The sequence below is a fragment of the Starkeya nomas genome (genome assembly GCF_902703545.1).
Taxonomy (GTDB): domain Bacteria; phylum Pseudomonadota; class Alphaproteobacteria; order Rhizobiales; family Xanthobacteraceae; genus Ancylobacter; species Ancylobacter moscoviensis.
This window is the reverse complement of sequence record NZ_CACSAS010000001.1, coordinates 4209494-4231365: the sequence shown is the minus strand read 5'-3', so window position 1 is coordinate 4231365 and position 21872 is coordinate 4209494. Positions and strand designations below refer to the sequence as shown.

25 protein-coding genes are annotated in these 21872 nt (G+C 71.5%); 12 read left to right on the top strand and 13 right to left on the bottom strand.

The window, feature by feature from the left end; all coding sequences use genetic code 11:
* The first annotated feature begins 27 nt into the window (after window positions 1-27).
* Window positions 28-1602 carry an exodeoxyribonuclease VII large subunit gene (xseA, locus tag STARVERO_RS20030; RefSeq protein WP_159601060.1) on the top strand — a complete coding sequence of 525 codons (1575 nt, stop codon included), beginning with the start codon at window positions 28-30 and terminating at the stop codon, window positions 1600-1602.
* A gap of 96 nt (window positions 1603-1698) precedes the next feature.
* The gene (locus STARVERO_RS20025; RefSeq protein WP_144341528.1) at window positions 1699-1923 is read left to right on the top strand and encodes a DUF2093 domain-containing protein; all 225 of its coding nucleotides are present in this window, start codon (window positions 1699-1701) and stop codon (window positions 1921-1923) included.
* A gap of 3 nt (window positions 1924-1926) precedes the next feature.
* Here the strand turns inward: STARVERO_RS20025 and lpxK are convergent, their stop codons facing one another.
* The 5 genes from lpxK to STARVERO_RS20000 are packed head-to-tail and all read right to left on the bottom strand — an operon-like array spanning window position 1927 to window position 6122.
* On the bottom strand, window positions 1927-2931 hold the full coding sequence (gene lpxK / locus STARVERO_RS20020) for a tetraacyldisaccharide 4'-kinase (protein WP_200837871.1): 1005 nt from the start codon (window positions 2929-2931) through the stop codon (window positions 1927-1929).
* Window positions 2932-2936: 5 nt separating this feature from the next.
* Window positions 2937-4232: a 3-deoxy-D-manno-octulosonic acid transferase gene (locus STARVERO_RS20015; protein ID WP_159601058.1), complete on the bottom strand. Its 1296-nt coding sequence runs from the start codon at window positions 4230-4232 to the stop codon at window positions 2937-2939.
* 8 nt (window positions 4233-4240) lie between these two features.
* Entirely contained in the window at window positions 4241-5005 is a 765-nt protein-coding gene (locus STARVERO_RS20010; protein WP_422802159.1) for a lysophospholipid acyltransferase family protein, read from the bottom strand.
* 16 nt (window positions 5006-5021) lie between these two features.
* Window positions 5022-5270 carry a DUF4170 domain-containing protein gene (locus STARVERO_RS20005; protein WP_144341526.1) on the bottom strand — a complete coding sequence of 83 codons (249 nt, stop codon included), beginning with the start codon at window positions 5268-5270 and terminating at the stop codon, window positions 5022-5024.
* Between the two features lie 30 nt (window positions 5271-5300).
* Window positions 5301-6122 (bottom strand): 3'(2'),5'-bisphosphate nucleotidase CysQ, encoded by an 822-nt coding sequence (locus STARVERO_RS20000; protein WP_159601056.1) that lies wholly within the window; start codon window positions 6120-6122, stop codon window positions 5301-5303.
* 217 nt (window positions 6123-6339) lie between these two features.
* Between STARVERO_RS20000 and STARVERO_RS19995 the strand changes: the two genes are divergently transcribed.
* Window positions 6340-6936 carry a DUF6101 family protein gene (locus STARVERO_RS19995; protein ID WP_186291817.1) on the top strand — a complete coding sequence of 199 codons (597 nt, stop codon included), beginning with the start codon at window positions 6340-6342 and terminating at the stop codon, window positions 6934-6936.
* A gap of 144 nt (window positions 6937-7080) precedes the next feature.
* A complete protein-coding gene (locus STARVERO_RS19990; protein ID WP_159601054.1) occupies window positions 7081-7419 on the top strand; it encodes a hypothetical protein in 339 nt (112 codons plus the stop codon).
* Between the two features lie 37 nt (window positions 7420-7456).
* Here STARVERO_RS19990 and STARVERO_RS19985 read toward each other — a convergent pair whose 3' ends face one another.
* From STARVERO_RS19985 to STARVERO_RS19965, 5 genes are all read right to left on the bottom strand, one after another.
* Complete coding sequence (locus STARVERO_RS19985; protein ID WP_159601052.1) at window positions 7457-8149, bottom strand: YoaK family protein; 693 nt, start codon at window positions 8147-8149, stop codon at window positions 7457-7459.
* Between the two features lie 135 nt (window positions 8150-8284).
* Window positions 8285-8626 (bottom strand): hypothetical protein, encoded by a 342-nt coding sequence (locus STARVERO_RS19980; RefSeq protein WP_159601050.1) that lies wholly within the window; start codon window positions 8624-8626, stop codon window positions 8285-8287.
* 78 nt (window positions 8627-8704) lie between these two features.
* On the bottom strand, window positions 8705-9229 hold the full coding sequence (locus STARVERO_RS19975; RefSeq protein WP_144341521.1) for a chromate transporter: 525 nt from the start codon (window positions 9227-9229) through the stop codon (window positions 8705-8707).
* The gene (locus STARVERO_RS19970; RefSeq protein ID WP_159601048.1) at window positions 9226-9861 is read right to left on the bottom strand and encodes a chromate transporter; all 636 of its coding nucleotides are present in this window, start codon (window positions 9859-9861) and stop codon (window positions 9226-9228) included. Before STARVERO_RS19970 ends, STARVERO_RS19975 begins: the two co-directional genes overlap by 4 nt.
* 48 nt (window positions 9862-9909) lie before the next feature.
* On the bottom strand, window positions 9910-10752 hold the full coding sequence (locus tag STARVERO_RS19965; RefSeq protein WP_144341519.1) for a hypothetical protein: 843 nt from the start codon (window positions 10750-10752) through the stop codon (window positions 9910-9912).
* A 219-nt stretch (window positions 10753-10971) separates the two neighbouring features.
* Between STARVERO_RS19965 and tal the strand changes: the two genes are divergently transcribed.
* Complete coding sequence (gene tal / locus STARVERO_RS19960; protein WP_144341518.1) at window positions 10972-11943, top strand: transaldolase; 972 nt, start codon at window positions 10972-10974, stop codon at window positions 11941-11943.
* 63 nt (window positions 11944-12006) lie between these two features.
* Window positions 12007-12765, top strand: a complete 759-nt coding sequence (locus tag STARVERO_RS19955) for a sulfite exporter TauE/SafE family protein (protein WP_159601046.1) — start codon at window positions 12007-12009, stop codon at window positions 12763-12765.
* 3 nt (window positions 12766-12768) lie between these two features.
* Here STARVERO_RS19955 and STARVERO_RS19950 read toward each other — a convergent pair whose 3' ends face one another.
* Window positions 12769-14016, bottom strand: a complete 1248-nt coding sequence (locus tag STARVERO_RS19950) for an MFS transporter (protein WP_144341516.1) — start codon at window positions 14014-14016, stop codon at window positions 12769-12771.
* Between the two features lie 18 nt (window positions 14017-14034).
* Entirely contained in the window at window positions 14035-15237 is a 1203-nt protein-coding gene (locus STARVERO_RS19945; protein WP_159601044.1) for a M20 aminoacylase family protein, read from the bottom strand.
* Window positions 15238-15383: 146 nt separating this feature from the next.
* Here STARVERO_RS19945 and STARVERO_RS19940 point away from each other — a divergent pair, with 146 nt between their 5' ends.
* From STARVERO_RS19940 to STARVERO_RS19920, 5 genes are all read left to right on the top strand, one after another.
* Entirely contained in the window at window positions 15384-15836 is a 453-nt protein-coding gene (locus STARVERO_RS19940; protein WP_159601042.1) for a hypothetical protein, read from the top strand.
* A gap of 544 nt (window positions 15837-16380) precedes the next feature.
* Window positions 16381-16965, top strand: coding sequence for a sigma-70 family RNA polymerase sigma factor (locus tag STARVERO_RS19935; protein WP_159601040.1), 585 nt, complete (start codon window positions 16381-16383; stop codon window positions 16963-16965).
* The gene (locus STARVERO_RS19930; protein WP_144341512.1) at window positions 16949-17749 is read left to right on the top strand and encodes an anti-sigma factor family protein; all 801 of its coding nucleotides are present in this window, start codon (window positions 16949-16951) and stop codon (window positions 17747-17749) included. The genes STARVERO_RS19935 and STARVERO_RS19930 overlap by 17 nt, the downstream gene beginning before the upstream one ends.
* Before the next feature lie 27 nt (window positions 17750-17776).
* Window positions 17777-18496, top strand: a complete 720-nt coding sequence (locus STARVERO_RS19925; RefSeq protein ID WP_144341511.1) for a Bax inhibitor-1/YccA family protein — start codon at window positions 17777-17779, stop codon at window positions 18494-18496.
* 32 nt (window positions 18497-18528) lie between these two features.
* Window positions 18529-19260 carry a DUF2076 domain-containing protein gene (locus STARVERO_RS19920; protein ID WP_159601038.1) on the top strand — a complete coding sequence of 244 codons (732 nt, stop codon included), beginning with the start codon at window positions 18529-18531 and terminating at the stop codon, window positions 19258-19260.
* A 102-nt stretch (window positions 19261-19362) separates the two neighbouring features.
* On the opposite strand, the gene STARVERO_RS19915 is transcribed toward STARVERO_RS19920, so the two are convergent.
* Window positions 19363-20361: an adenosine kinase gene (locus tag STARVERO_RS19915; protein ID WP_144341509.1), complete on the bottom strand. Its 999-nt coding sequence runs from the start codon at window positions 20359-20361 to the stop codon at window positions 19363-19365.
* A 138-nt stretch (window positions 20362-20499) separates the two neighbouring features.
* Between STARVERO_RS19915 and STARVERO_RS19910 the strand changes: the two genes are divergently transcribed.
* Window positions 20500-21872 (top strand): lipid II flippase MurJ (locus tag STARVERO_RS19910; RefSeq protein ID WP_159601036.1); only part of this gene is annotated, 1373 nt, incomplete at its 3' end.

The window sequence follows — 21872 nt, the reverse complement described above, 5'->3', positions numbered from 1 at the left end:
CTCGCCAAAACCGACTAAGTATCGCGCATGAGCGACCTGAGCGGCGAATCGCCGACCTCCAACGCCCCCGACTGGACCGTCTCGGAACTCTCCGGCGCGCTGAAGCGCACGGTGGAGGATGCCTTCGGCCATGTCAGGGTACGCGGCGAGATTTCCGGCTATCGCGGCCCGCACTCGTCGGGCCATGCCTATTTCAGCCTGAAGGACCAGAATGCCCGCCTCGACGCCGTGGTGTGGAAGGGCGTGTTCTCGCGGCTGAAGGTGCGGCCCGAGGAAGGGCTGGAAGTGGTCGCCATCGGCCGCATCACCACCTTCCCCGGCAAGTCCTCCTACCAGATCGTCATCGAGCAGCTCGAATTCGCCGGCGCCGGCGCGATCATGGCGATGCTGGAGGAGAGGAAGCGCCGGCTCGCCGCCGAGGGCCTGTTCGCGGGCGAGCGCAAGCGCCGCCCGCCCTTCCTGCCGCGCGTCATCGGCGTCGTCACCTCGCCGACCGGCGCGGTGATCCGCGACATCCTCCACCGCCTGTCCGACCGTTTCCCGCGCCACGTGCTGGTCTGGCCGGTGCGCGTGCAGGGCGACACCTGCGGGGCGGAGGTCACCGCGGCCATACGCGGCTTCAACGACCTCCCGCCCGGCGGGCCGATCCCGCGCCCGGACGTGCTGATTGTCGCGCGCGGCGGCGGCTCGCTGGAAGACCTGCTCGGCTTCTCCGAGGAAAGCGTCGTGCGGGCCGCGGCGGAAAGCGGGATCCCGCTCATCTCCGCCGTCGGCCACGAGACCGACGTGACGCTGATCGACTTCGCCGCCGATGTGCGCGCGCCCACCCCCACTGCCGCCGCCGAGATGGCGGTGCCGGTCCGCGCCGATCTGATCGCCGAGGTGGCGGGGCTGCACGCCCGGCTGCGGGCCAGCTTCGCGCGCGGCCTCGACCGGCGCACCGTCGACCTCAGGTCGCTGGCGCGCCTGCTGCCGAGCGCCGACACGCTGCTCGCGGTGCCCCGCCAGCGGGTCGACATCGCCGGCCAGCGCCTGCCGCGCGCGCTGAAGGCCAATGCGGCGGCGCACCGGCTGGCGCTCACCCGCGCCGAGGGTCGCCTCGCGCCGCAGCGCCTCGCCGTGCTGGTGGAGCGTCGGCGCGAGCGCTACGAGCTGTTCGCCGGGCGGCTCTCCAGCGCGCTGCGGGCCAATGCCAGCGCCCATCGCGAACGGATCGACCGCGCCCGCGAGCGGGTGAACGGCTTGCACGCCCGCCTCGCCCCGTGCCTGCGCCGGGCGCAGGACGAACGACGGCGCCGGCTGCGCTCCGTCGAGCAGCTCATGCAGGCCCTCTCCTACAAGGGCGTGCTCGCGCGCGGCTACGCGCTGGTGCGCAACGCCGACGGCGAACCCGTGCACGAAGCGGCGGGCCTCGGTGCCGGCGACGCGCTGGAGATCGAATTCCGCGACGGCCGCGTCGCCGTGCTGACGACAGGCAGCGGCCCCGACGCCCCCTCCTCGCCGCCGCGCGCCGGCCGCAAGCCCCCAAGGGCGCGCGGTTCCTCGCGGGGCTCCTCTCCCTTGCCGGACGAGGATGCCCAACCCACCTTATTCGGCAACTGACCGCGCCGCCGTTCCTATCGCCCTTGTGCGGGCTTGCCGGGAGCGGGTACGGGTCTTTATTGTCCAACCAACCGATCAAGCAGGATGAGCGGGACCATGAACCGCTTCGAACGTTTCTCCGCCTCGGGTGAAGCCGAGGTCCGCTATCTCGACGGCGACTTCCGCGTCGTGCGTCCGGGCACCTTCGTGCGCTGTGCGGTGACCGGCGAGCCGATTCCGCTCGACGAGCTGCGCTACTGGAATGTCGATCTCCAGGAAGCCTATGCGACCCCGCAGGCGGTGCTGGCGCGGCTCCACCCGGAGCGCGTGCGCCCGCGCTGAGCCTCAGCCGCCAAGCCCGGCGAGCATGCGCTCCAGCGCCTTGGCGCTCTGCGGCTCCAGCGCCATGCGCACCGGCAGCACGTCCGATACGTCGAGCAGATGCTGGCCGATCTCGCTGCCGGCGAGCCGCGTCGCATCCTTCTCCGTGGTGACGAGCAGGAGGTCGTTGTCCTCCGCCAGCGCCCGCAGCTCCTCCACCTCCGCCGCCGTGTAGACGTGATGGTCCGGGAAGGCGCGCGTCATCGCCGGCAGCACGCCGAGCGCGCGCAGCGTCTCGAAGAACTTCGCCGGCCGGCCGATGCCGGCATAGGCCAGCACCCGCTTGCCGAACAGCCGCGCCACCGCCTGCGCCTCCGGGGCGAGGCGGCCGCGCAGCACCACAGTGCCGGCGGCGTAGCCGTCGCGCGCCACGCGCTCGCCCGGCGCGCCCTCGCCGATGACCAGAAGCGCCTGCGCCTGTTCGAGCTGCGGCGCCAGCGGCGCGCGCAGCGGCCCGGCCGGCAGGCACAGACCGTTGCCGACGCCGACCCCGGCATCGACCACGAGGATGGACAGCGCCTTGGCGAGGCCGGGGCTCTGGAAGCCGTCATCCATGATCAGGACGTCGGCGCCGGCCTGCGCGGCCGCCTGCGCGCCCGCCTGCCGGTCGCGGGCGACGAAGGTCGGAACGGCGCGGGCGTGCAGCAGCGGCTCGTCGCCCACATCGTCGGCGCTGTGCAGCAGCGGATCGACCCGGATCGGCCCCTTGAGCCGCCCGCCATAGCCGCGCGAGAGCACGGCCGGCTTGAGCCCGCGCATGGTGAGCCGGCGGGCGATCTCGATCACCGTCGGCGTCTTGCCGGCGCCGCCGACCGTGGGATTGCCGACGCAGATGACCGGCAGCCCGACCTCGGTGCCAGGCCGGCGCATGCGCGCCAGCGTGGCCGCGCCGATCAGCGCACCCAGCGGCGACAGCAGCTTCGCCATCGTGCTGCGCTCCCGTCGCCACCAGAAATCCGGCGCTTCCATCGCGGTCAGTGCCTCTCGAGCCTTATCTGCACAAGATAGGGATCGATGGCCGCAAGGGTACGGTCGAGCGCGCCACCGAAACTCTCGATCGTCGCCTGCCCCGCCGCGATCATGCGCTGGCGGGAGGCGGTGTCGGCAAGGAGCATGAAGGCATTGGCGGCCAGCGAGCGCGCATCCGTCACCGCCAGCGCGCCCCCCTCCGCGTCGAGGCGGGAATAGATCTCGCTGAAATTGGTGACGTGCGGGCCATGCAGGATGGCGGTGTCGAGCTTGATCGGCTCGATCGGATTCTGCCCGCCCTTGCGCGCCAGCGAGCCACCGAGCAGCGCGACCGGGCCGAGCCGGTAGAACAGGCCGAGCTCGCCGATCGTGTCGGCGATGTAGAGGCTGGTGCCCCTGTCCGGCAGGTAGCCGTCGCTGCGCAGCACCGCCGGGCAGCTCGCCTCCGTCGCCAGCTCCACCACCGCGCGGCCGCGCTCGGGATGGCGCGGCGCGATGATGGTGAGGAGGTCCGGCAGTTCCTTAGCGAGCCGCTGGTGCGCCTCGATGATGATCTCCTCCTCGCCCGGATGGGTCGAGGCGGCGACGAACACTTCGCGCCCGGCGGAAGCGGTGCGCAGCGCGTCGAAGGCGGCGAGGTCCACCGGCGGCGGCGGCGCGTCGAATTTCAGGTTGCCGGTGACGGCGACGCGCGGCGCGCCGAGCTGCTTCAGCCGCTCGCCATCGTCCGGCCCCTGGGCGAGGCACAGGTCCACCCTCGACAGCAGCGCGGCGACGCTGCCACCGATGCGCTGCCAGCTCGCGAAGGATTTGGGCGACATGCGCGCATTGACCAGCACCAGCGGCGTGCCGCGCGCATTCACCTCGACGATGAGGTTCGGCCAGAGCTCGGATTCCACCAGCAGCACGAGGTCCGGCCGCCAGTGCCGGAGGAAGCGGCGCAGGAACAGCGGCGAATCGAGCGGCACGAACTGGTGCGGCACGTCCGGCGGCAGGCGCGTGCGGGCGAGCCGCGCCGAGGTCAGCGTGCCGGAGGTGAACAGCACCTGAAATCCCCGCGCGCGCAACCGGTCGACCAGCGGCAGCACCGCGATCATCTCGCCGACGCTGGCGCCGTGCAGCCAGACCAGCGGGCCGCGCGGGCGGGCCGCGCTCGCCCGGCCATAGCGCTCGCGCAACCGGGCGGGATCTTCCTTGCCGCGCTTCACCCGGCGCGCCAGCAGCAGCCCGATGAAGGGCGTCGCCAGCCAGGTCGCCGCGCGATAGAGGCGGATGAGGAAGGTGGAGCGCGCCTTGGCCATCGCCCGCCTTAGCCGTTGCGCCGTTCGGCCGACGGTATCGCCCCCGCCGCTGCGGAAGCGGCCGCCGCGCCGGCGGCGCGGGCGGACGGCGGACGGCCGACCAGCTCTTCGGCCCGCGCGGTCGCCACCTCGAGCTGGCGCTGCACCTCGTGGCGCGCCGCTTCCAGCTCTTCCGGCCCGGCATCGGCCGCGACCCGCACGCCGTCGCCGGCCACCACCGCGGCGCGGCCGAAGGGCAGGTGGATCGCCGCGCGGTCCCAGCTGCGGGCGAGCACGCGGCGGGAGGTGGCGATCGCCACCGGGTAGATCGGGCGGCCGGAATGCTTGGCGATGGTGACGACGCCGAGGCCGGCGACCCGCGAGATCTTCGGCACGTCGGCCGTCATAGCGACATTCGTGCCCTCGCCGAGATGGCGGATCATCTCGAGCGTGGCGTTGAAACCGCCCTTGGTGCGGAAGTCACGGCCCTGCGCGCCGGAGCCACGCACCGTGCCGATGCCGAGCGCCTCGGCGGCGATGGCGTTCACGTCGGCATCGGCGCTGCGCGAGATCATCACCCGCGCGCGGTGGTACGGCTTGACCAGGAACGGCGTGAGGAAGTGCTGCCCGTGCCAGAAGGTCAGGATCATCGGCAGCTGCGCGTCGGCCAGCTCGTAGAGATTGGCCGGTTCCATCACCACGCGCTGCGTGCGCCAGACGAAACGCAGATAGGACGCCATGCCGCGTCCGAGCACGGTGCGAACCGTCGGTGAGGTGCGCAGTCTACGCCACATGCGAAAAGGCCGGAGGTCAGCTGGTTTTGGTGCTGGCTTCCGGGTCCAGCAGGCGATGCAGGTGCACGACGAAATAGCGCATATGCGCGTTGTCCACGGTCTGCTGCGCCTTCGCCTTCCAGGCGGCGTGAGCGCTGGCATAGTTCGGGTAGATGCCGACGATGTCGAGCGCGCCCAGATCCTTGAAGGTCAGGCCATTGATATCCTCCAGCTCGCCGCCGAAGACGAGATGCAGAAGCTGGGGGCTGGAATGGGTCTCGGTCATGCCGCTTGCGTCCTGCGCTCGGGTGCTCCGTCAGCGCGCCGCGACCATGAGGGTCGGGTACAGCAGGCTGCCGGCGGAAACCAGCGCTCCATGCCGCGGCACCGGCGCGTTGTAGGTGAGCGGGCGGCCGTCGAGCGTGGTCAGCCGTCCGCCTGCTTCGTGCACTAAAAGGTCCGCTGCGGCAAGGTCCCAGTCGTTTCCGTTGGGCGACGCCAATGCCGCATCCAGCTCTCCGGTCGCCACGCGGGCGAGGCGAAGCGCCAGCGAGCGGATGCGATCGACCCGGCGCAGCGTCCCGCGGCTGTCGATATGGTTGAGCCAGGGCGCGGGGCCGTCGACGATCGCGCCGGCCATTTCCGGCATCTCGGACACGCGGATCGGGCGGCCGTTGCGCGTCGCGCCGCCGCCCTGCACGGCGACGAAGAGCTCCTCCGTCACCGGGGCGAACAGCGCGCCGGCGATGGGCCGGCCGTCCTCCACCAGAGCGGCCTCGACGCACCAGTCGGGACGCCCGGCCATGTAGGCGCGGGTGCCGTCGATGGGATCGACGATCCACACCCGCCGGCGCGACAGGCGGGTGGGCTCGTCCACCGTCTCCTCGGAAAGCCAGCCATATTCCGGGCCGATGAGGCTCAGCCGCTCGCGCAGCATCACGTCGACCGCGAGATCGGCCTCGGTGACCGGGGAATCATTGTGCTTGGACCAGGACTTCACGCCGGTGCGGAACATCGCCACCGCCACCGCCCCGGCGGCCACGACCGCATCCGCCAGATGCCGCGCCGCGATGGCGGGGTCGGCAAGAGGATCGGGGCCGGGGGTGAGCGCGTGTGCGGTCGGCGTGTCGTCCATCATCGGGGATTAGGCGCGAGGGGGAATGATTGCAAACGGGATATCGGCATTCCAAGCGTTTCCAACAAGCTTTCATCAAGCATAGGAGCCATTCCCGGCCGCCAAGAAACGATCAACCATGTCCCTTAAGCCGATACGGGAGACCCGGCGACTAAGGTGCCTTCACGACCGAGGCCACAGAGCCAGAAAATCGGCGGGGAGTTGCGAGATGCGTCAACAGATGGCGAAAGCACAGATGGCGGAGGCCTGGCCTCCGGTGGCGACCTGTCCCTATGTCGCGCTGGAGCGCCCCGCGGCGCCGGAGGCGTGGCCGCTCGTGTTCCAGTCGCTCGATCCGGGCGCCGACAGGGGCGTGCGCCTGATCGAGCTCGGCCTCGACCGGGTGGTGCTGCGCCGACGGGTCGCCGGCGTGCCGATGAAGCTCGACCGGCCGCTCGCCGATTACGAGGGGCTGGCGGTGGCCCTGCTCGATCCGGAAGGCGACGACGAGGGCGTCGCCATCGTGCTGGTGCATGCCGACCCCGCCCTGTCGGTCACGCTCTACAGCGCGCCGCATATCGACGACGTGGTGGCGGAATGGCGCGGCTGGAGCGAGACGCTCGGCCTGCCGATGCTGGTCACCGAGGCCGACGGCACGCGCCGGCCGGCCTATGCCCGGATCGGACGCCTCACCGTGGCCGAGATCAAGGCGCGCCGCCCGCGCCGGGGGCCGCTGAAGCACCGCCGGCCGAGCGTCTATCGCCGCCGTGCCGCAGGAAGCTCGCTCGGGGGCCTCACCGTGCATCGGGGCGAGCGCGAGCTGATCGCCCGGGACTGATCCCGGGAGATCCCATCGGATTGCCCGTGCCATTCGGCCAAGCCCTTACTCCCATGCGGCGCGGCAGGTGCTAGATTGGCGTTGCACCGGAGATGGCGCCAATCCGCCATCCACATTTCGAGAGTCCGTTCGATGAAGCCGTTTATGCTGCCCCTCGCCGCCGCGCTGCTTTTCGGCGCCACGCCGGCCGCCCTCGCCGGCCCCTGCGCCGAGACGGTGACACAGACGCAGGCCGCGCTCGACAAGCTCCTCGACGCCCTCGCCGCCGCCGGGCCGAGCGCGCCGGAGAGTGCCGGCGCCCTGCTCAGCCACGAACCGACCCCGGAATCGATCGCGCAGAGCGAAGCCGCGCTCGGCGACGGAACCCGACCGGAAGTGGTTCAGCAGACGCTCGACCTCGCCCGTCAGGCCGACGCCAATGGCGACGAGGCCGCCTGCAAGGCGCAGGTCGCCAAGGCCCGCGCCCTCCTGAATCTCAAGTAAGCGCCTGAAACTCAAACGAGATCCGGCGTAGCGGGAATCAGTCCCCGCCCTGCCGGGCGATCGCCGGGCCGAGATGGCCGTGGAAGAGGAAGGCGGTCGCCGTCAGCCCGGCCAGCAGCAGGCACGCGCCGGCCATCGCCGGAATCAGGCCCGCCGCCGTCAGCAGCAGCGCGCCGATGCACGCCCCCGCGACGAAGGACGCCCAGGAGCCGGCATAGGCGAGGACTTCGGAAGGGCGTGCCCGGCCGCCGAGGCTGCGTGCCAGCGCCTGCCCGCAGGAGAACAGCGCGCCGGTGACGAAGCTCTTGCCGATATCGGCGCCGGCGATGATCTGGTGCACGCTGTTCTGCATGCCCATCGCCACCGCCACCGGCAGCAGCGACAGCCGCCCCGCATCGGCTCCGGTCAGGCCCACCGCGAAGGCGAACAGCGCGACCTCCGTGCCGAGCACGGCGACGAGCTTCCATTCGCCGGCGGCATCGGCCACCAGCGTGCCGACGACGGCGCCGAGGACGAAACCCGCGATCACGCCGGCCGTCAGCAGCACGAGGTGCCATTCGCCGCCGGCGATCTGGATGCCGAGGCGCGTGCTGTTGCCGCTCATGAAGGACAGGAACAGCCCGCCGAGATGGGCATAGCCGACCGCGTCGACGAATCCGGCGACCATCGTCGCGAAGGTGGCGAAGAGGACCGGCCGGAACCGGGACGGGGAGGCAGCGGCAGACGACATGCGAGACCGTGGGTTAGGAACGGATCGGACATGAAAAGGGCGCCGTCGGGCGCCCTCTCCACCATGAGACCGGCACACCGCTCATGCGGCGCCGGTCATGCGGCGCGAAGCCACGCGGCCCCGGGAATAGCCGATTCACGGGCAGACATGGACCCAGCCGCCGCCCCAGGGCCGGCTCCAGTAGCATGTGGGTCGCACGGGCGGCCCCCAGGCGCGGGCGTAGGGCGGCACGTACCAGTAGCGCCAGTTCGGGCGCCAGACGCAGCGCCATGGTCCGCAGACCCAGCGCACGTTCTCCGCGAGCGGGGGCACGTCCTGCCGGAGGGAAAGCGCCGGCGAACCCAGCGCCCGCATGGCGACGCCGGCCTGCGCCGTGCCGCCGGAACCGGTAGCGAGCATCGTTCCCAGCGCCAGGACGGCGCCGAGCATCATGTTGCGAAGGCGGGAGGAAACGAACGTCACGGATAGGCTGCGCATGGCGCACTCCCTGATGTTGTGACCGAACGCGGGAAGGATAGCACGGGTCCCTTCCTGCGCCAGCGCAATACCGGCCGCTCAGCTCAGGAAAGCGAGCCCCACGAGCCCGCCGCCGAGCACCAGCAGCGCCGGATTGACCCGCTTCACGAAATAGACGCCGGCGAACACCGCGATGGCGATGGCGATGGTCAGCGCGCCGTCGATCGCCGTGCGGGCGATGGAGATGGTGCCCGCCGCCATCAGGCCCACCACCATGGGCGCCATGCCCCGCTGCAGCGAACGCCGCCAGGGCGAGCCCTCGAAATGGTCCCACACACGCGAGGCGCCCCACGAGATGAGGCCCGCCGGCACGAAGAAGCCGAGAAAGGCGAGCAGCGCCCCGATATAGCCGGTGACGTGATAGCCGATGACGATCACCATCAGCATGTTCGGACCCGGCACCACCTGCCCGAGGCCGTAAATGTCGCGGAACTGGTCGTCGGTCAGCCAGTGGTGGCTCTCCACCACCAGCGCCTTGGTCTCCGGCAGCACGGCCGCGCCGCCGCCGACCGCCAGCACCGAGAGCAGCGCGAAGACCCCGAGGACGGACAGGTTCTCGTTCATGCCGACGGCTCCGGGCCGGTGGCGCCATCCTGCCTGCGGGGCCGATAGATCAGCACGGCGGCCGGCCCCACGGTGAGCAGCACCCAGAGCAGCGAGATGTGCAGGACGCTCACCATCAGCACCGTCACCGCGATGATCGTGATGTCGATCAGGCTGCCGAGCTGCTTGCGGCCGATCTGCAGCGTCACCGCCGAGAGCATGCCCACCGCCGCCGCGCCGACGCCGATCAGCGTCGCGTTGACATAGGGGTTGTGCGCGTTGGAGGCGTAGAGCACGCCGAGCACCAGCACCATGGTGCCGCCCGGCAGGGTCATGCCGAGGAAGGCGATGATCGCGCCGGCCACCCCGCGCAGCCGGTCGCCGACGATGATGCTCATATTGGTGGCGTTGAGCCCCGGCAGCGCCTGCGCGATGCCGAGGGCCGAGAGGAAATGCTCCTCGTCGAGCCAGTGCTTCTTCAGCACCAGCTCGGCGCGCAGATAGGCCACCACGCCGCCGCCGAAGCTCACCGCGCCGATGAACAGGAAGGTGAGGAAGATTTCCCACAGCGGCACGTCGCGGGGGACCGCATAGGAGGCCGTCGAGGTGCCGGAAGCGGCGGGACCCGGACCGGGCGGCGCTGGGGTGCTCATGGGAAGGCCGGTCCGAGAATGACGCCAGAGGAATCCGCGAGAGGCGGCTCAGCCTTCGTGGCTGGCCACGAGCTGCTTGCCGAAATTATAGACCAGCGCCGTCTTGGTGGCGCCGAGCTTCACCCATTCCGGCGCGCGGGTCTGCGCCGCCTTGAAGAACTCTTCCGAACGGGCACGGGCCTTGATGTGGAGATCGTCGTAGCGGTCGAACTTCGCCTGGAAGGCGAATTCGCCGATGATCGAGGTCTCGGTCGTGCGGTCGCGCCAGACCGAGATGGTCGCCTTGGCGATGAGGCCGTGGCCGAAATCGAACGAGCCGACATTCACCTGCACCTCTTCGACGGGCAGGTTGTTGACCAGCGAGATCGTCGAGGCCTTGTCGGCCGGGCAGTGGTCGGCGAGTTCGGGAAACACCTGGGTGATGCGCCCCAGCCCCTCGTCGAGCACGAGGCCGGGCGTCATCAGCACGCAATTATGCGAGTAGAGCGAGCGCATGCCGCCGAGGCTGTCCTTCAGCGGCAGCAGTTCTTCCTTGAACTTGATGTCGGCCCGCCCGCTCAGACGCGGGGTGACGTCGACCTCGGCGGCGGCGTTGAGCTCCGGGTGGCGGAACTTCAGCGTCAGCTCGTGCTCGTGGTCCGGCCAGCCATCGGTGTAGAAGGTGCGCTTCCGCAGGATGAAGGCGTTGCGGTAGAGCGCGTAATCCGGCGTGTCGTAGAACAGCACCTCGCGGACCTGCCGCTTGAAGCCGTCCTTGTTGGTGGTGGCGGCGACCTTGAACTCGGGCGCGATCAGGCACAGCTTGTGCCAGTAGACCTCGAACTGGTGCGGATCGAAGAACCGCTCCGGACGCAGCAGGATCTTGTATTCGCGGTAGTGAATATCGTCCATCGGAGGTCTCGACGCTTGCGTACCGCATGCCGAACGCAAGATGTACGCCCGGCCGCGGAAGCCGACAAGCGTCATTGCCCGCTGGCGTCACATGCCCGTCATGAGGCGTGGCACCCTTGAAGAACGCGGTCCAAATGTGATCCAACGGGGCCGACCATCGATCCGCACCGCGGCGGGGACCTCCCGAAGGTCCGCCGCCGCGAGAAGAGAGACAGCACCATGCCCTCCAAGCTCGACCAACTGCGTGCCATGACCGTCGTCGTCGCCGACACCGGCGACATCGAGACGGTGCGTCGTCTCAAGCCGCAGGACTGCACCACCAACCCGACGCTGCTGCTCAAGGCGGCCGAGATGCCCGCCTATGCGGCGCTCGTCGACGAGGCGATCGACTGGGGCCGCCGGCAGGGCGGCGCGCGCGAGGCGGTGGTCGCCGCCACCTGCGACCGGCTGGCGCTGAACTTCGGTGCCGAGCTCTCGCACATCGTGCCGGGCCGGGTCTCCACCGAGGTCGACGCCGACCTGTCCTTCGACACGGCGGCGACGCTGCACAAGGCCCGCTCCTTCATCGAGGCCTATGAGGCGCGCGGCGTCGGACGCGAGCGCATCCTCATCAAGGTCGCCTCGACCTGGGAGGGCATCCGCGCCGCCGAGGTGCTGCAGAAGGAAGGCATCGACTGCAACCTCACCCTGCTGTTCTCGCTGGCGCAGGCGGCGGCGGCGGCGGATGCCGGCGCCTTCCTGATCTCGCCCTTCGTCGGCCGCATCCTCGACTGGCACGTGAAGGCGGGCGAAGGCCCGTTCACCGCCGAGACCGACCCCGGCGTGCTCTCGGTGCGGCAGATCTACGCCTACTACAAGAAGCACGGCATCAGCACCGTCGTCATGGGCGCCTCCTTCCGCAACACCGGCGAGATCGAGGCGCTGGCGGGCTGCGACCGGCTCACCATCGGCCCGGCGCTGCTCGACCAGCTCGCCGCCGACGAGGGCGCGCTGGAGCGCAAGCTCGACCCGGCGAACACCGCCGGCGCCCCGGCGAAGCTCGACCTCGACGAGAAGGCGTTCCGCTTCGCCCTCAACGAGGACCAGATGGCGACGGAGAAGCTCTCCGAAGGCATCCGCCTCTTCGTCAAGGATCTGCGCACCCTGCGCGGGCTCGTCGCCAAGCGGCTGGAAGGCGCGCAGGCGGCCTGATAGAAGCGGCCCGACAGAGGAGGGCGCCCGCCCTCCTCGCCCGACCTTCCGCGTGCCGTTCCCATGATCGCTCCCGACCTCGCCTTCGCGCTCGCCGCCGGCATGGCGGCGTTCTTCGTCGGCATGAGCAAGGGCGGCGTGCCGATGATCGGCAGCCTCGCCGTGCCGACCATGGCGCTGTTCATGTCGCCGGTGATGGCCGCCGGCCTCCTGCTGCCGGTCTATGTGGTCAGCGACATGTTCGGGGTCTGGGCCTACCGGCGCGAATTCTCCGGGCGCAACCTAGCCATCCTCATCCCCGCCGCCGCGCTCGGCATCGGCATCGGCTGGGCCACCGCCTCCATCGTCACCGACGCGATGGTGATGCTGATCGTCGGCGGCATCGGCCTGCTGTTCTGCGCCCTGCACTGGCTCGGCGGCGCGCGCCGGGCCGCGCGTCCGGCGGACGTGCCGCGCGGCGTCTTCTGGGGCGCGGTGTCGGGCTTCACCAGCTTCGTCAGCCATGCCGGCGCGCCGCCCTACCAGATGTATGTGGTGCCGCAGAAGCTGCCGAAGATGGTCTATGCCGGCACCACCACCATCGCCTTCGCCGCCATCAACGCGATCAAGCTGGTGCCCTACTGGGCGCTCGGCCAGCTCAACCCCGCCAATCTGAAGATCACCGCCCTGCTGCTGCCGGTGGCGATCGCCGCGACCTTCGCCGGCGTGTGGCTGACGCGGCGCCTGCCGGAAACGCTGTTCTACCGGCTGATCGTGGCGGCCCTGTTCCTGCTCTCGCTCAAGCTGATCTATGACGGCGCCGCCGAGCTGGCGGGCTTCTGAGCCCTATTCCTCGACCGCTTCCTCGAAGGGCTTCGCCATCAGGGCGGCCGCCCAGAAGCCGACGGCCATCACGAGGGCGACGGCGATCACCGCCATGAGCACGGCGTCGTAGGAGCCGGCCGCCGTCCACAGCGCCGCCATGCCGGCCGGCGCCAGGGCGCGCGAGACCGTCGCCGGCATCGCCAGCGCGCCGTTCACCGCGCCATAGGCCCGGCGGGTCAGCAGCTCCGGCACGACCAGCCCGCGCACGATGGTCATGATGCCGTTGACCGAGCCGAAGGCGAGCCCGAACAGCGCCACGAAGACGAAGGCCGGCGGCATCAGCTCCAGCGCCAGGAAGGCGAGCGGGAACACCGCGACGATGACCGAGCCGACCACCCGCACCGGCGCGCGCGGCGCCAGCACCGAGACGGCGATCCGCCCGGCCACCTGCGCCGGCCCGATCAGCGCCAGCGCGCTCACCACGGTCGCGGTGTCGAAGCCGCGCTCCACCAGCAGCGGATAGGCGTGGAAGGTGAAGCCGGAGAACATCGCCGCATAGGCGGTGAAGGCGATCGCGAGGGCCCAGAACACCGGCTGGCGGATCACGCCCGCGATGACCGAGCGGCCGGGCGTCATGGCACGGCCTGCGCTACGCGGCGCGACGGCATCGCGGGAGGCATCGATGGTGAGGACGTTCACGCTCGCGCAGACCAGGATGTTGATCGCGCCGAGCACGATGAGCGTGTGGCGCCAGCCGACCGTGTCGAGCAGGAGCTGGATCAGCGGGATGAACACGGTCGAGGCGAAGCCGCCCCACAGCGTCAGCGCGGTGATGCCGGCGCGGGCGTGCAGGGGGCCGGCGCGGCGGGCGATGACGGCGAAGGCGGGATCGTAGAGCGTCGCCGCCTGCATGGCGCCGATGCCGGCCACCGCGAGATAGAACAGCGCCTTGCCATCGACCTGCGCCCACAGCAGGAAGAGCAGCCCCGCCAGCAGCGAGCCGCCGGCCATGATCGCCCGGCCGTGCCCGCGGTCGATGGCCGCGCCGACCGGATAGGCGACGAGCCCCGCCAGCGCGAGTCCCAGCGTGGCGGCGCCGTAGAGCTCGGCCTTCGACCAGCCGAGATCGACGCTCATCGCCTGCGCGATCTGCGGGAAGCTGTAATAGAGCGTGCCCCAGGAGCACACCTGCCCGACGCCGAGCCCGGTGATGAACAGGCTGCGTCCGCCCGGCGGCGGCAGCGGAGCAGCGGGAGCGGCGGCAGTCACTTTATGGGACTCTTGGGTTCAGGGCGCCGGATCGGCCACCGGCAGCAGGGAATGGACCAGATTGACCCAGTAGCTGGCGCCGACGGGCAGCAGCTCGTCGTTGAAGTCGTACTGGGCGTTATGCAGGTTCGGACCGGGACCGCTGGCGAGGCAGAGATAGGCGCCCGGCACCGCCTCCAGCATGTAGGCGAAGTCCTCCGCCGCCATGATCGGCTCGAAATCGGCGATCACCCGGTCGCCGGCCGTGGCGCGCGCCGCCGCCAGCGCCGCGTCGAATTCCGCGCCGTGGTTGACCAGCGCCGGGTAGCGGCGCTCGTAGCGGATCTCGGCCCTCGCGCCCTGCGCCGCGCAGACGCCCTCGACGATGGCGCGGAAGCGCTCCTCCACGAGGTCGCGCACTTGCGCGGTGAAGGTGCGCGCCGTGCCGCGCAGCACCACCTCGTCCGGGATCACGTTCCAGGTATCGCCGCCATGGATCTGGGTGACGGTGACCACCGCCGCCTCCTGCGGGCTCACCGAGCGGGCGACGACGGACTGGAGCTGGGCGACGATCAGCGAGGCCGCGAGCACCGGGTCGATGCCGCGCTGGGGCATGGCGGCATGCGCGCCGCGCCCGATCACCTTCACCTCGAAGATGTCGAAGGCCGCGAACATCGGCCCCGGCCGGCCGAGGAAGGTGCCGAAGGGCGCGTTGGGCCAATTGTGCAGGCCATAGACCGCCTGCATCGGGAACAGGTCGAACAGCCCCTGCTCCACCATCACCTTGCCCCCGCCCTCGTTCTCCTCGGCGGGCTGGAAGATGAAATGCACGGTGCCGGCGAAATCGGGGTTCCGGCTGAGGTGCCCCGCGGCGCCGAGCAGCATGGTCATGTGCCCGTCATGCCCGCAGGCGTGCATCTTGCCGGGCGTATCCGAGCGCCAGGGAAGGTTGGTCGCCTCGTGGATGTCGAGCGCGTCCATGTCGGCGCGCAGCCCGATGGCGGGCCCCTCGCCCCCGCGCCCCTTCAGCGTCGCCACCAAGCCGGTGCCGGCGAGGCCACGGTGCACGGCAAGACCGAAGCTCTCCAGCTTTTCCGCCACGAAGGCCGAGGTGCGGCGCTCCTCGAAGGCGGTCTCGGGCATGGCGTGCAGCGCGCGGCGCCATTGCGTCAGCTCCGCCGCCTGCGCCGCGAGGAATGCCAGAACGCCGTTTGAAACGATGCTGTGCGAACCGTCCTGCATGCGGGAAACCGTTCCATTCGCCCGTGCCCTGCAGCCGCTTATAGCGCCCGGCCGCGCCGGGCAAGGGTCCCGGCGGAAAGCGGGACCGGAACCCGCCGCCCAGGGGCACGTTGAGTCCGATGCCGCCCGAACGGGAGGAGCTTTCCATGACCCCGCACCCGTCGACCCCCGAGAGGCCCGACGCCCCCGCGCCCGGCGTGCCTCCCATACCCGACGTCAATCCCACGCCCGACGTCAATCCGGTGCCCGACCCCGCGCCGATCCGCGATCCCGTGCAGCCGCCGATCCGCGACCCCGACGTGCCGGGCGTGCGCGATCCGGTGCCGCCGGACGTGAGCGATCCGCCGCCCGCGCCACCGCCGCCGCCCCGGCCGGGCGGCAGCGTGACGGGCGGCGCCTTGGCGGCCGGCATCGGCCGCGAGCCCCAGTCGCCGCCCCGCGAGCCGCCGCCCGATCGCCGCATCCCGGAGATCGACGATCCGGTCACGCCGCCGGATCCCGACCCGAGCATCACGCCGGACGTCGACGAGCCTCAGGACGAGCCGGCTCCGACGCCGATCGACCTGCCGCCGAGCGCGCCCATACAGCCGTCAATGTGAGCGGCAGGCACGTGAAGCCGTACCCGCAGCGAAAGGCATGAATCTGTTTCGGGAACGTTCGCCGCCTCCGCCGGTTTTCCATCCGTTCGGCCGCTGAAGAACCTCGACGAAGAGATGAGCGCCGACGCCAAGCTGACCAGGCTGGCGGAGGCGCGGGTGAACCCGCACGCCGCCGAGTAAGGCGCGCGTCGGCCGGTGCCGGACGGGATCTCCCCCTTCTCCGGCCGGCACCGGCCGTTCCGGACGATGGAGGACGCCGTACCTGCCACGTCAAAGGCGGCGCGACGGGCGCACTCGCCGACGAAGCCGTCTCCCCGCACGGCCGGCTGTTGCAGGCATCGTCGGACAGAGGCCCGGCGGGTGATGGCGGCCGGTCGTGGGATCGCGAAATATCGTCATGGCCCGGCCGAAAAGCTCCTGCACCATCGGTAAGCTGATGATGAAAGGGAGAACGGACGGGCCCGCCTCCTGTTCCGCCGACCGTGCCTCGCGGATTTTTTCGCGGCGGCGGGAATAGGAAGCCGGGCGGCTCCGTATACGGGTCATGGGGCGCGATCAGGCCAGCGGCCAGTCCGGCAGGGCGTCGAGGTTCGACGTGATGGGGCAGCTCCCCGTCATGCGCCGCTACGCGCGCGCGCTGACGCGGGACGACACCGACGCCGAGGACCTCGTCCACGACGCGCTGGTGCGCGCCTATGAGCGGCGGGGCAGCTTCGAGACGGAACGCGGCGCCGGCGGCAAGGGCCTGCGCGGCTGGCTGCTCTCGGTGCTGCACAACGTCTTCGTCGACCGCCGCCGCTCGCGCACCGCCGAGGCGCGGCGCGAGGCGGAAAGCCAAGCGCTCGCCGAAACCGTCAGCGCGCCCGCGCAGGAGCATCACCTGCGCCTCGCCCAGGTGCGCGACGCCTTCATGGCCCTGCCGGAGGAACAGCGCGCGGCGCTGCACCTCGTGGCCATAGAGGGGCTAGGCTATGCCGAGGCCGCGGCCACGCTGGGCATCCCGCAGGGCACGCTGATGTCGCGCCTGTCGCGCGCCCGCGCCACGCTGCGTGCCATCGAGGATGGCGCGGAAGCGGCGGCTCCCACCCGTTTGCGCATTGTTGGAGGTGCGGATGACCCGACCCGTTGACCCCGTCTCCGACGACGACCTGCAGGCCTATGTCGACGACCAGCTCGCGGTCGCGCGGCGCATCGACGTCGAGGCCCATCTCAGCGCCCATCCGGCGGCCGCGTCGCGGGTGATGGCGGATCTGCGCATCCGCGACGAGCTGCGCCTCGCCCTCGCCGAGCCGCCCCGCCGCGCCTCGGCGGGAAGCGCCCGGCTGGCCACGGCGGAAGCCGCCCGGCGGCTGGAGGGCGCGCTGTCGCGCGAGCGCTGGTTCCGCGGGCTGCGCGCCGCCGCCATGGTGGCGCTGCTCGTCGGCGCCGGCTGGTTCGCCAACGCCCAGTTCGGCCATCTCGGCGTCAGCCGCGTCGTCGCCTCCGGCCTGCCGCCGGCCTATGTCGAGGACGCGCTGCGCGCCCACCAGACGGCCCTGGTGCGCGCCGCCATGCCCTCGCAGCCCGGCGCCAGCCATTACGACCCCGCCGAGATCCGCGCCGCCACCGCCATCGTCATGCCGGCGCTGCCGGACGACTGGAAGGTGGAGGACGTGCAGGTCTTCCCCTCCGCCTTCGGCCCCAGCGTCGAGATGGCGGTGCGCACCGGGGACCTCGGCACGGTGTCGCTCTTCGCGGTGCGGCCGGGCGGCTTCGATGTCGTGCCCGCCACCACCGTGCCGAAGGACGATCTTACCGCCGCCTACTGGCAGGTGGGCGAGGTGGCCTACGCCCTCGTCGCCCGCAGCGGCCCGCAGGCCGGCACGCGTGATCTCGACCGGGCGGCCGCACGGCTTGTCCGCTCGCTCTACTGACCCACTTGCTTCTCACAGGAGACTGACATGAGCATGCCGAATCCCGGCTTCCAGTGGTCGCGCACCGCGCCCGTCGACCAGGCCGTCTTCGACGAGGGCCTGCGCCGGCACATGCTGCGCGTCTACAACTACATGGCGCTCGGCCTCGTCCTGACGGGCGTCGTCGCCTTCGTCGTCGGCACCACGCCGGCGCTCTACGTGCCGATCTTCTCCACCCCGCTGAAGTGGGTGGTGATGCTGGCGCCGCTCGCCTTCGTGCTGTTCTTCTCGTTCCGCATCCAGTCGATGTCGGGCAGCACCGCGCAGACCATGTTCTGGGCCTTCTGCGGCGTGATGGGGCTTTCCATGGCCTCCATCTTCCTCGTCTTCACCGGCACCTCGATCGCCCGCACCTTCTTCATCGCGGCGGCGATGTTCGGCGCCACCAGCCTCTATGGCTACACGACGAAGCGCGACCTCTCGCAGTTCGGCTCCTTCCTCATCATGGGCCTGATCGGCGTGGTGATCGCCAGCCTGGTCAACATCTTCCTCGGCTCGACCATGCTGCAGTTCATCGTGTCCGTGGTCGGCATCCTGGTCTTCGTCGGCCTGACCGCGTGGGACACCCAGTCGATCAAGGAGCAGTACGCCGACAATTTCGACGCCGAGTCGCAGCAGAAGCTCGCCGTCTTCGGCGCGTTCTCGCTCTATCTGAATTTCGTCAACATCTTCCAGCTGCTGCTCAACTTCACCGGCGAGCGGGAGTAGGCGGCCGGAACGGTTGAGCGGAGGAGACCGACATGAACGATCAGGACCGTCAGGCCATTGATGGCCTGTTCGCCAAGCTCGGCGAGGTCGAGCGCCAGACCGGCCCGCGCGACGCGGAAGCCGAGGGCTTCATCGCCCAGCGCATCGCCCAGCAGCCCGGCGCGCCCTATCTGATGGCGCAGACCATCGTGATGCAGGACTACGCGCTGCAGCAGGCGCAGGCCCGCATCCAGGAGCTGGAAGCGCAGGCGCAACAGGCGCAGGAGGCCCGCCCCGCCTCCGGCGGCGGCCTGTTCGGCAGCCTGTTCGGCTCCGGCCAGCAGCCGCCGGCCCGGCGCAGCCCGGTGCCGTCGGTGGGCCGCCCCGCCGCGCCTTATGGCGGCAATCCCGGCATTCCCGCCGACGCGCCGCCGGCGTGGCGGTCGGGAGCGCCGGCCGGCGGCCCCGGTCAGGCAGCTCCCGGCGCGCAGCCCGGCGCCTTCGGGCGCCCGGGCGGCTTCGGCGGCGGCGGTTTCTTGGCCGGCGCGGCGCAGACCGCGATGGGCGTGGCGGGCGGCGTGCTGCTCGGCAATGCCATCGCCGGCATGTTCGGCGGCAGCGAGGCCAAGGCGGCGGAAGCGCCGGCCGAGCCCGCCGCAGCCGAGCCCGACACCGGCGCGCAGGATGACGGCGCGCAGGACACCGGCGCGGAAGACATCTCCGCCGCCGATGATGGCGGCTTCTTCGGCGGTGGCGGCTGGTTCGACAGCGGCGAGGACATCTGATCTCGCCGCCCAACCGGAGCGGCAGGTTCCAAAGGTCCGCCGCTCAACTTCCGCAGGCCGGCGCCCCCTCGCCGGCCTGTTCTTTTATCCGCGCGGCGCGGCTCAGACCCGGAGCCCGTTCTCCTGCGCGAACTCCTTCAGCTTGCGCTCGGGCCGGGCGCCGATATGGCCGATGATCTCGGAGGCGCACAGCGCGCCGAGCTTCAGGCAATCCTCGGCCGGAAAGCCTTTGGCGAAGCCGTGCAGGTAGCCGGCGGCGAACAGGTCGCCCGCGCCGGTCGTGTCCACCACCTTCGCCACCGGGAAGGCCGGGACCGCGGCGGTCTCGTCCGCCGTCACCGCCAGCGCGCCCTTCTCGCTGCGGGTGACGACCGCGCGCTTCACGTCGCCGCGCAGCCGCGCGAGCGCGGCGTCGAAATCGGTCTCGTAGAGCGACATCAGCTCCGCCTCGTTGGCGAAGACGAGATCGACCGTGCCCTCGCGCATCAGGGTGAGGAACTCGCTGCGGTAGCGCCCGACGCAGAAGGCGTCCGAAAGGGTCAGCGACACGGTGCGCCCCGCCCGGTGGGCGATGCCGGCCGCCTTGAGGAAGGCGTCCTTCGCCGCCGGAGGATCCCACAGATAGCCTTCGAGATAGGTGACGGCGGCGGAGGCGACGAGGTTCTCGTCCACATCGGCGGGGGAGAGGTCCTGCGCCGCACCGAGATAGGTGTTCATGGTGCGCTCGCCGTCCGGCGTCACCAGGATGAGGCAGCGCGCCGTGGTCGGGCCGGTGGTGGCGGCGGGGGTCGCATAGGCGACGCCGGCGGCGCGGATGTCATGGGCGAAGATGCCGCCGAGCTCGTCGTCGCGCACCTTGCCGACGAAGCCGGCGCGGCCGCCGAGCGCGGCGACGCCGACCACGGTGTTGGCGGCCGAGCCGCCGGAGATTTCAACGCCCGGCCCCATCGCGCCGTAGACCGTCTCGGCGCGCTCCTCGTCGATCAGGGTCATGCCGCCCTTGCGCATGCCGTGCCGGTCGAGGAAGGCGGGCTCGGCACGGGCGAGGACGTCGACGATGGCGTTGCCGAAGCCGATCACGTCGAGCTGCTGGTCGGTCATGGACGGACTTTCCCTGGATGGTTCGTTCACAAGAGGCGGGCGGTTTCGCGGTAGCAGACGGGGGGCTCCCCCGCAACGCTTGCGCGCGCCGCCCCGTGGCGGCTTTCCCTTCTCCCGCCGGCTGACTATTGCTAGCCGATGGCCCTCATCCGCCACGCCTCCACCGTCGCGCTCCTCACCCTCGCCTCGCGGGTGCTCGGCTTCGCGCGCGATGCCGGCGTCGCGGCGCTGTTCGGCACCGGGGTGGTGGCGGACGCTTCGGTCGCCGGCCTCGCTCTGCCGCAGATCGCCCGGCGGCTGCTCGGCGAGGGCGCGCTCAACGCCGCCCTGCTGCCGCGGCTGGCGGGCGAGCCCGACCCCGCCGCCCGTGCCCGGCTCGCCGGCGCGGCGCTGCTCGTCTTCGCGCTGGCCGCGCTGGGGCTCGCCGCACTGCTCTATCTGCTGATGCCGCAGGTGGTCGCGCTGCTGGCGCCCGGCTTTGCCGATGACGGCGAGCGGGCGCGGGGCGCGGTGCTTACCGGCCGGCTCGCCATCGCCGCGATCCCGCTCGCCCTGCTCGCCGGCGTGCTCGCCGCCTTCGCCAACGCGGCGGGGCGCTTCGCCCGCCCGGCCTTCGCCCCGGCCGCCGCCAATGTCGCGGTGCTCGTGCTGCTGGCGCTGCTCTATCTCTCCGGCGCGCACGGCATGAGCGTGGAGGTGGCGCTCGCCTGGCTGGCGGCGGGCGCGGTGGCGGGGGCGCTGACGCAGTTCCTGCTGAACCTCCTCGCCGTGCCGCGCGGCTTCTTCCGGCTCGCGGTGACGCGCGCCGAGCTGAAGGCGGCGCTGCCGATGCTCGCGGGCGCCGCCGCGCCGCTGCTCGCCGCCGCGCTGCCGCAGCTGCGCTTCCTCATCGCCGCCGCCGCCGCCTCGGGCATCGCCGGCGGCGTGGCGGCGCTGTTCTACGCCACCCGCCTCGTCGAGCTGCCCCTCGGCCTCGTCGGCGCCAGCGCCGGCGCGGTGCTCCTGCCGGCACTGGCCTCCCGCGAGCGGGGGACGATCGGCGCGAACGGCATGGAGGCGGCGCTGGCGCTCTCGCTGCCGGCGGCGCTGGGCCTCGCCGCGCTGGCCCACCCCATCGTCGTCGTGCTGTTCCAGCGCGGTGCCTTCGATCCGCAGGCGAGCGAGCTCACCGCCGCCGCGCTGGCGCTGCTCGCCCTCACCTTGCCGGTACAGGCGCTGGAGAAGATCCTCGTCACCGTCGCCTTCGCCAGCGGGCTCTCCCGCCTCGTTGCCCTCGCCAGCCTGGCGGCGCTGCCGGTCGGCGCCGTCGTCGGCTTCCTCGCGGTCGGCCCGCTGGGCATGGCGGGGCCGGCGCTCGGCGTGCTCGCCTCCAGCCTCGTCGCGCTCGCCGGACTCGGCGTCGGGCTCGGCCGGCGCGGGCTGATCCCCGTCCCGCCGTCCAGCCGCCGACGCCTGCGCGGGCTCGTGCTCGCCGCGCTCGCCATGGCCCTCGCCGTCGCGCTGGCGGGCCG

Coding starts and splice junctions, on each gene's coding strand:
- xseA (WP_159601060.1), top strand. CDS start 28: ATGAGCGACCTGAGCGGCGAATCGCCGACCTCCAACGCCCCCGACTGG.
- STARVERO_RS20025 (WP_144341528.1), top strand. CDS start 1,699: ATGAACCGCTTCGAACGTTTCTCCGCCTCGGGTGAAGCCGAGGTCCGC.
- lpxK (WP_200837871.1), bottom strand. CDS start 2,931: ATGGAAGCGCCGGATTTCTGGTGGCGACGGGAGCGCAGCACGATGGCG.
- STARVERO_RS20015 (WP_159601058.1), bottom strand. CDS start 4,232: ATGGCCAAGGCGCGCTCCACCTTCCTCATCCGCCTCTATCGCGCGGCG.
- STARVERO_RS20010 (WP_422802159.1), bottom strand. CDS start 5,005: ATGTGGCGTAGACTGCGCACCTCACCGACGGTTCGCACCGTGCTCGGA.
- STARVERO_RS20005 (WP_144341526.1), bottom strand. CDS start 5,270: ATGACCGAGACCCATTCCAGCCCCCAGCTTCTGCATCTCGTCTTCGGC.
- STARVERO_RS20000 (WP_159601056.1), bottom strand. CDS start 6,122: ATGATGGACGACACGCCGACCGCACACGCGCTCACCCCCGGCCCCGAT.
- STARVERO_RS19995 (WP_186291817.1), top strand. CDS start 6,340: ATGGCGAAAGCACAGATGGCGGAGGCCTGGCCTCCGGTGGCGACCTGT.
- STARVERO_RS19990 (WP_159601054.1), top strand. CDS start 7,081: ATGCTGCCCCTCGCCGCCGCGCTGCTTTTCGGCGCCACGCCGGCCGCC.
- STARVERO_RS19985 (WP_159601052.1), bottom strand. CDS start 8,149: ATGTCGTCTGCCGCTGCCTCCCCGTCCCGGTTCCGGCCGGTCCTCTTC.
- STARVERO_RS19980 (WP_159601050.1), bottom strand. CDS start 8,626: ATGCGCAGCCTATCCGTGACGTTCGTTTCCTCCCGCCTTCGCAACATG.
- STARVERO_RS19975 (WP_144341521.1), bottom strand. CDS start 9,229: ATGAACGAGAACCTGTCCGTCCTCGGGGTCTTCGCGCTGCTCTCGGTG.
- STARVERO_RS19970 (WP_159601048.1), bottom strand. CDS start 9,861: ATGAGCACCCCAGCGCCGCCCGGTCCGGGTCCCGCCGCTTCCGGCACC.
- STARVERO_RS19965 (WP_144341519.1), bottom strand. CDS start 10,752: ATGGACGATATTCACTACCGCGAATACAAGATCCTGCTGCGTCCGGAG.
- tal (WP_144341518.1), top strand. CDS start 10,972: ATGCCCTCCAAGCTCGACCAACTGCGTGCCATGACCGTCGTCGTCGCC.
- STARVERO_RS19955 (WP_159601046.1), top strand. CDS start 12,007: ATGATCGCTCCCGACCTCGCCTTCGCGCTCGCCGCCGGCATGGCGGCG.
- STARVERO_RS19945 (WP_159601044.1), bottom strand. CDS start 15,237: ATGCAGGACGGTTCGCACAGCATCGTTTCAAACGGCGTTCTGGCATTC.
- STARVERO_RS19940 (WP_159601042.1), top strand. CDS start 15,384: ATGACCCCGCACCCGTCGACCCCCGAGAGGCCCGACGCCCCCGCGCCC.
- STARVERO_RS19935 (WP_159601040.1), top strand. CDS start 16,381: ATGGGGCGCGATCAGGCCAGCGGCCAGTCCGGCAGGGCGTCGAGGTTC.
- STARVERO_RS19930 (WP_144341512.1), top strand. CDS start 16,949: ATGACCCGACCCGTTGACCCCGTCTCCGACGACGACCTGCAGGCCTAT.
- STARVERO_RS19925 (WP_144341511.1), top strand. CDS start 17,777: ATGAGCATGCCGAATCCCGGCTTCCAGTGGTCGCGCACCGCGCCCGTC.
- STARVERO_RS19920 (WP_159601038.1), top strand. CDS start 18,529: ATGAACGATCAGGACCGTCAGGCCATTGATGGCCTGTTCGCCAAGCTC.
- STARVERO_RS19915 (WP_144341509.1), bottom strand. CDS start 20,361: ATGACCGACCAGCAGCTCGACGTGATCGGCTTCGGCAACGCCATCGTC.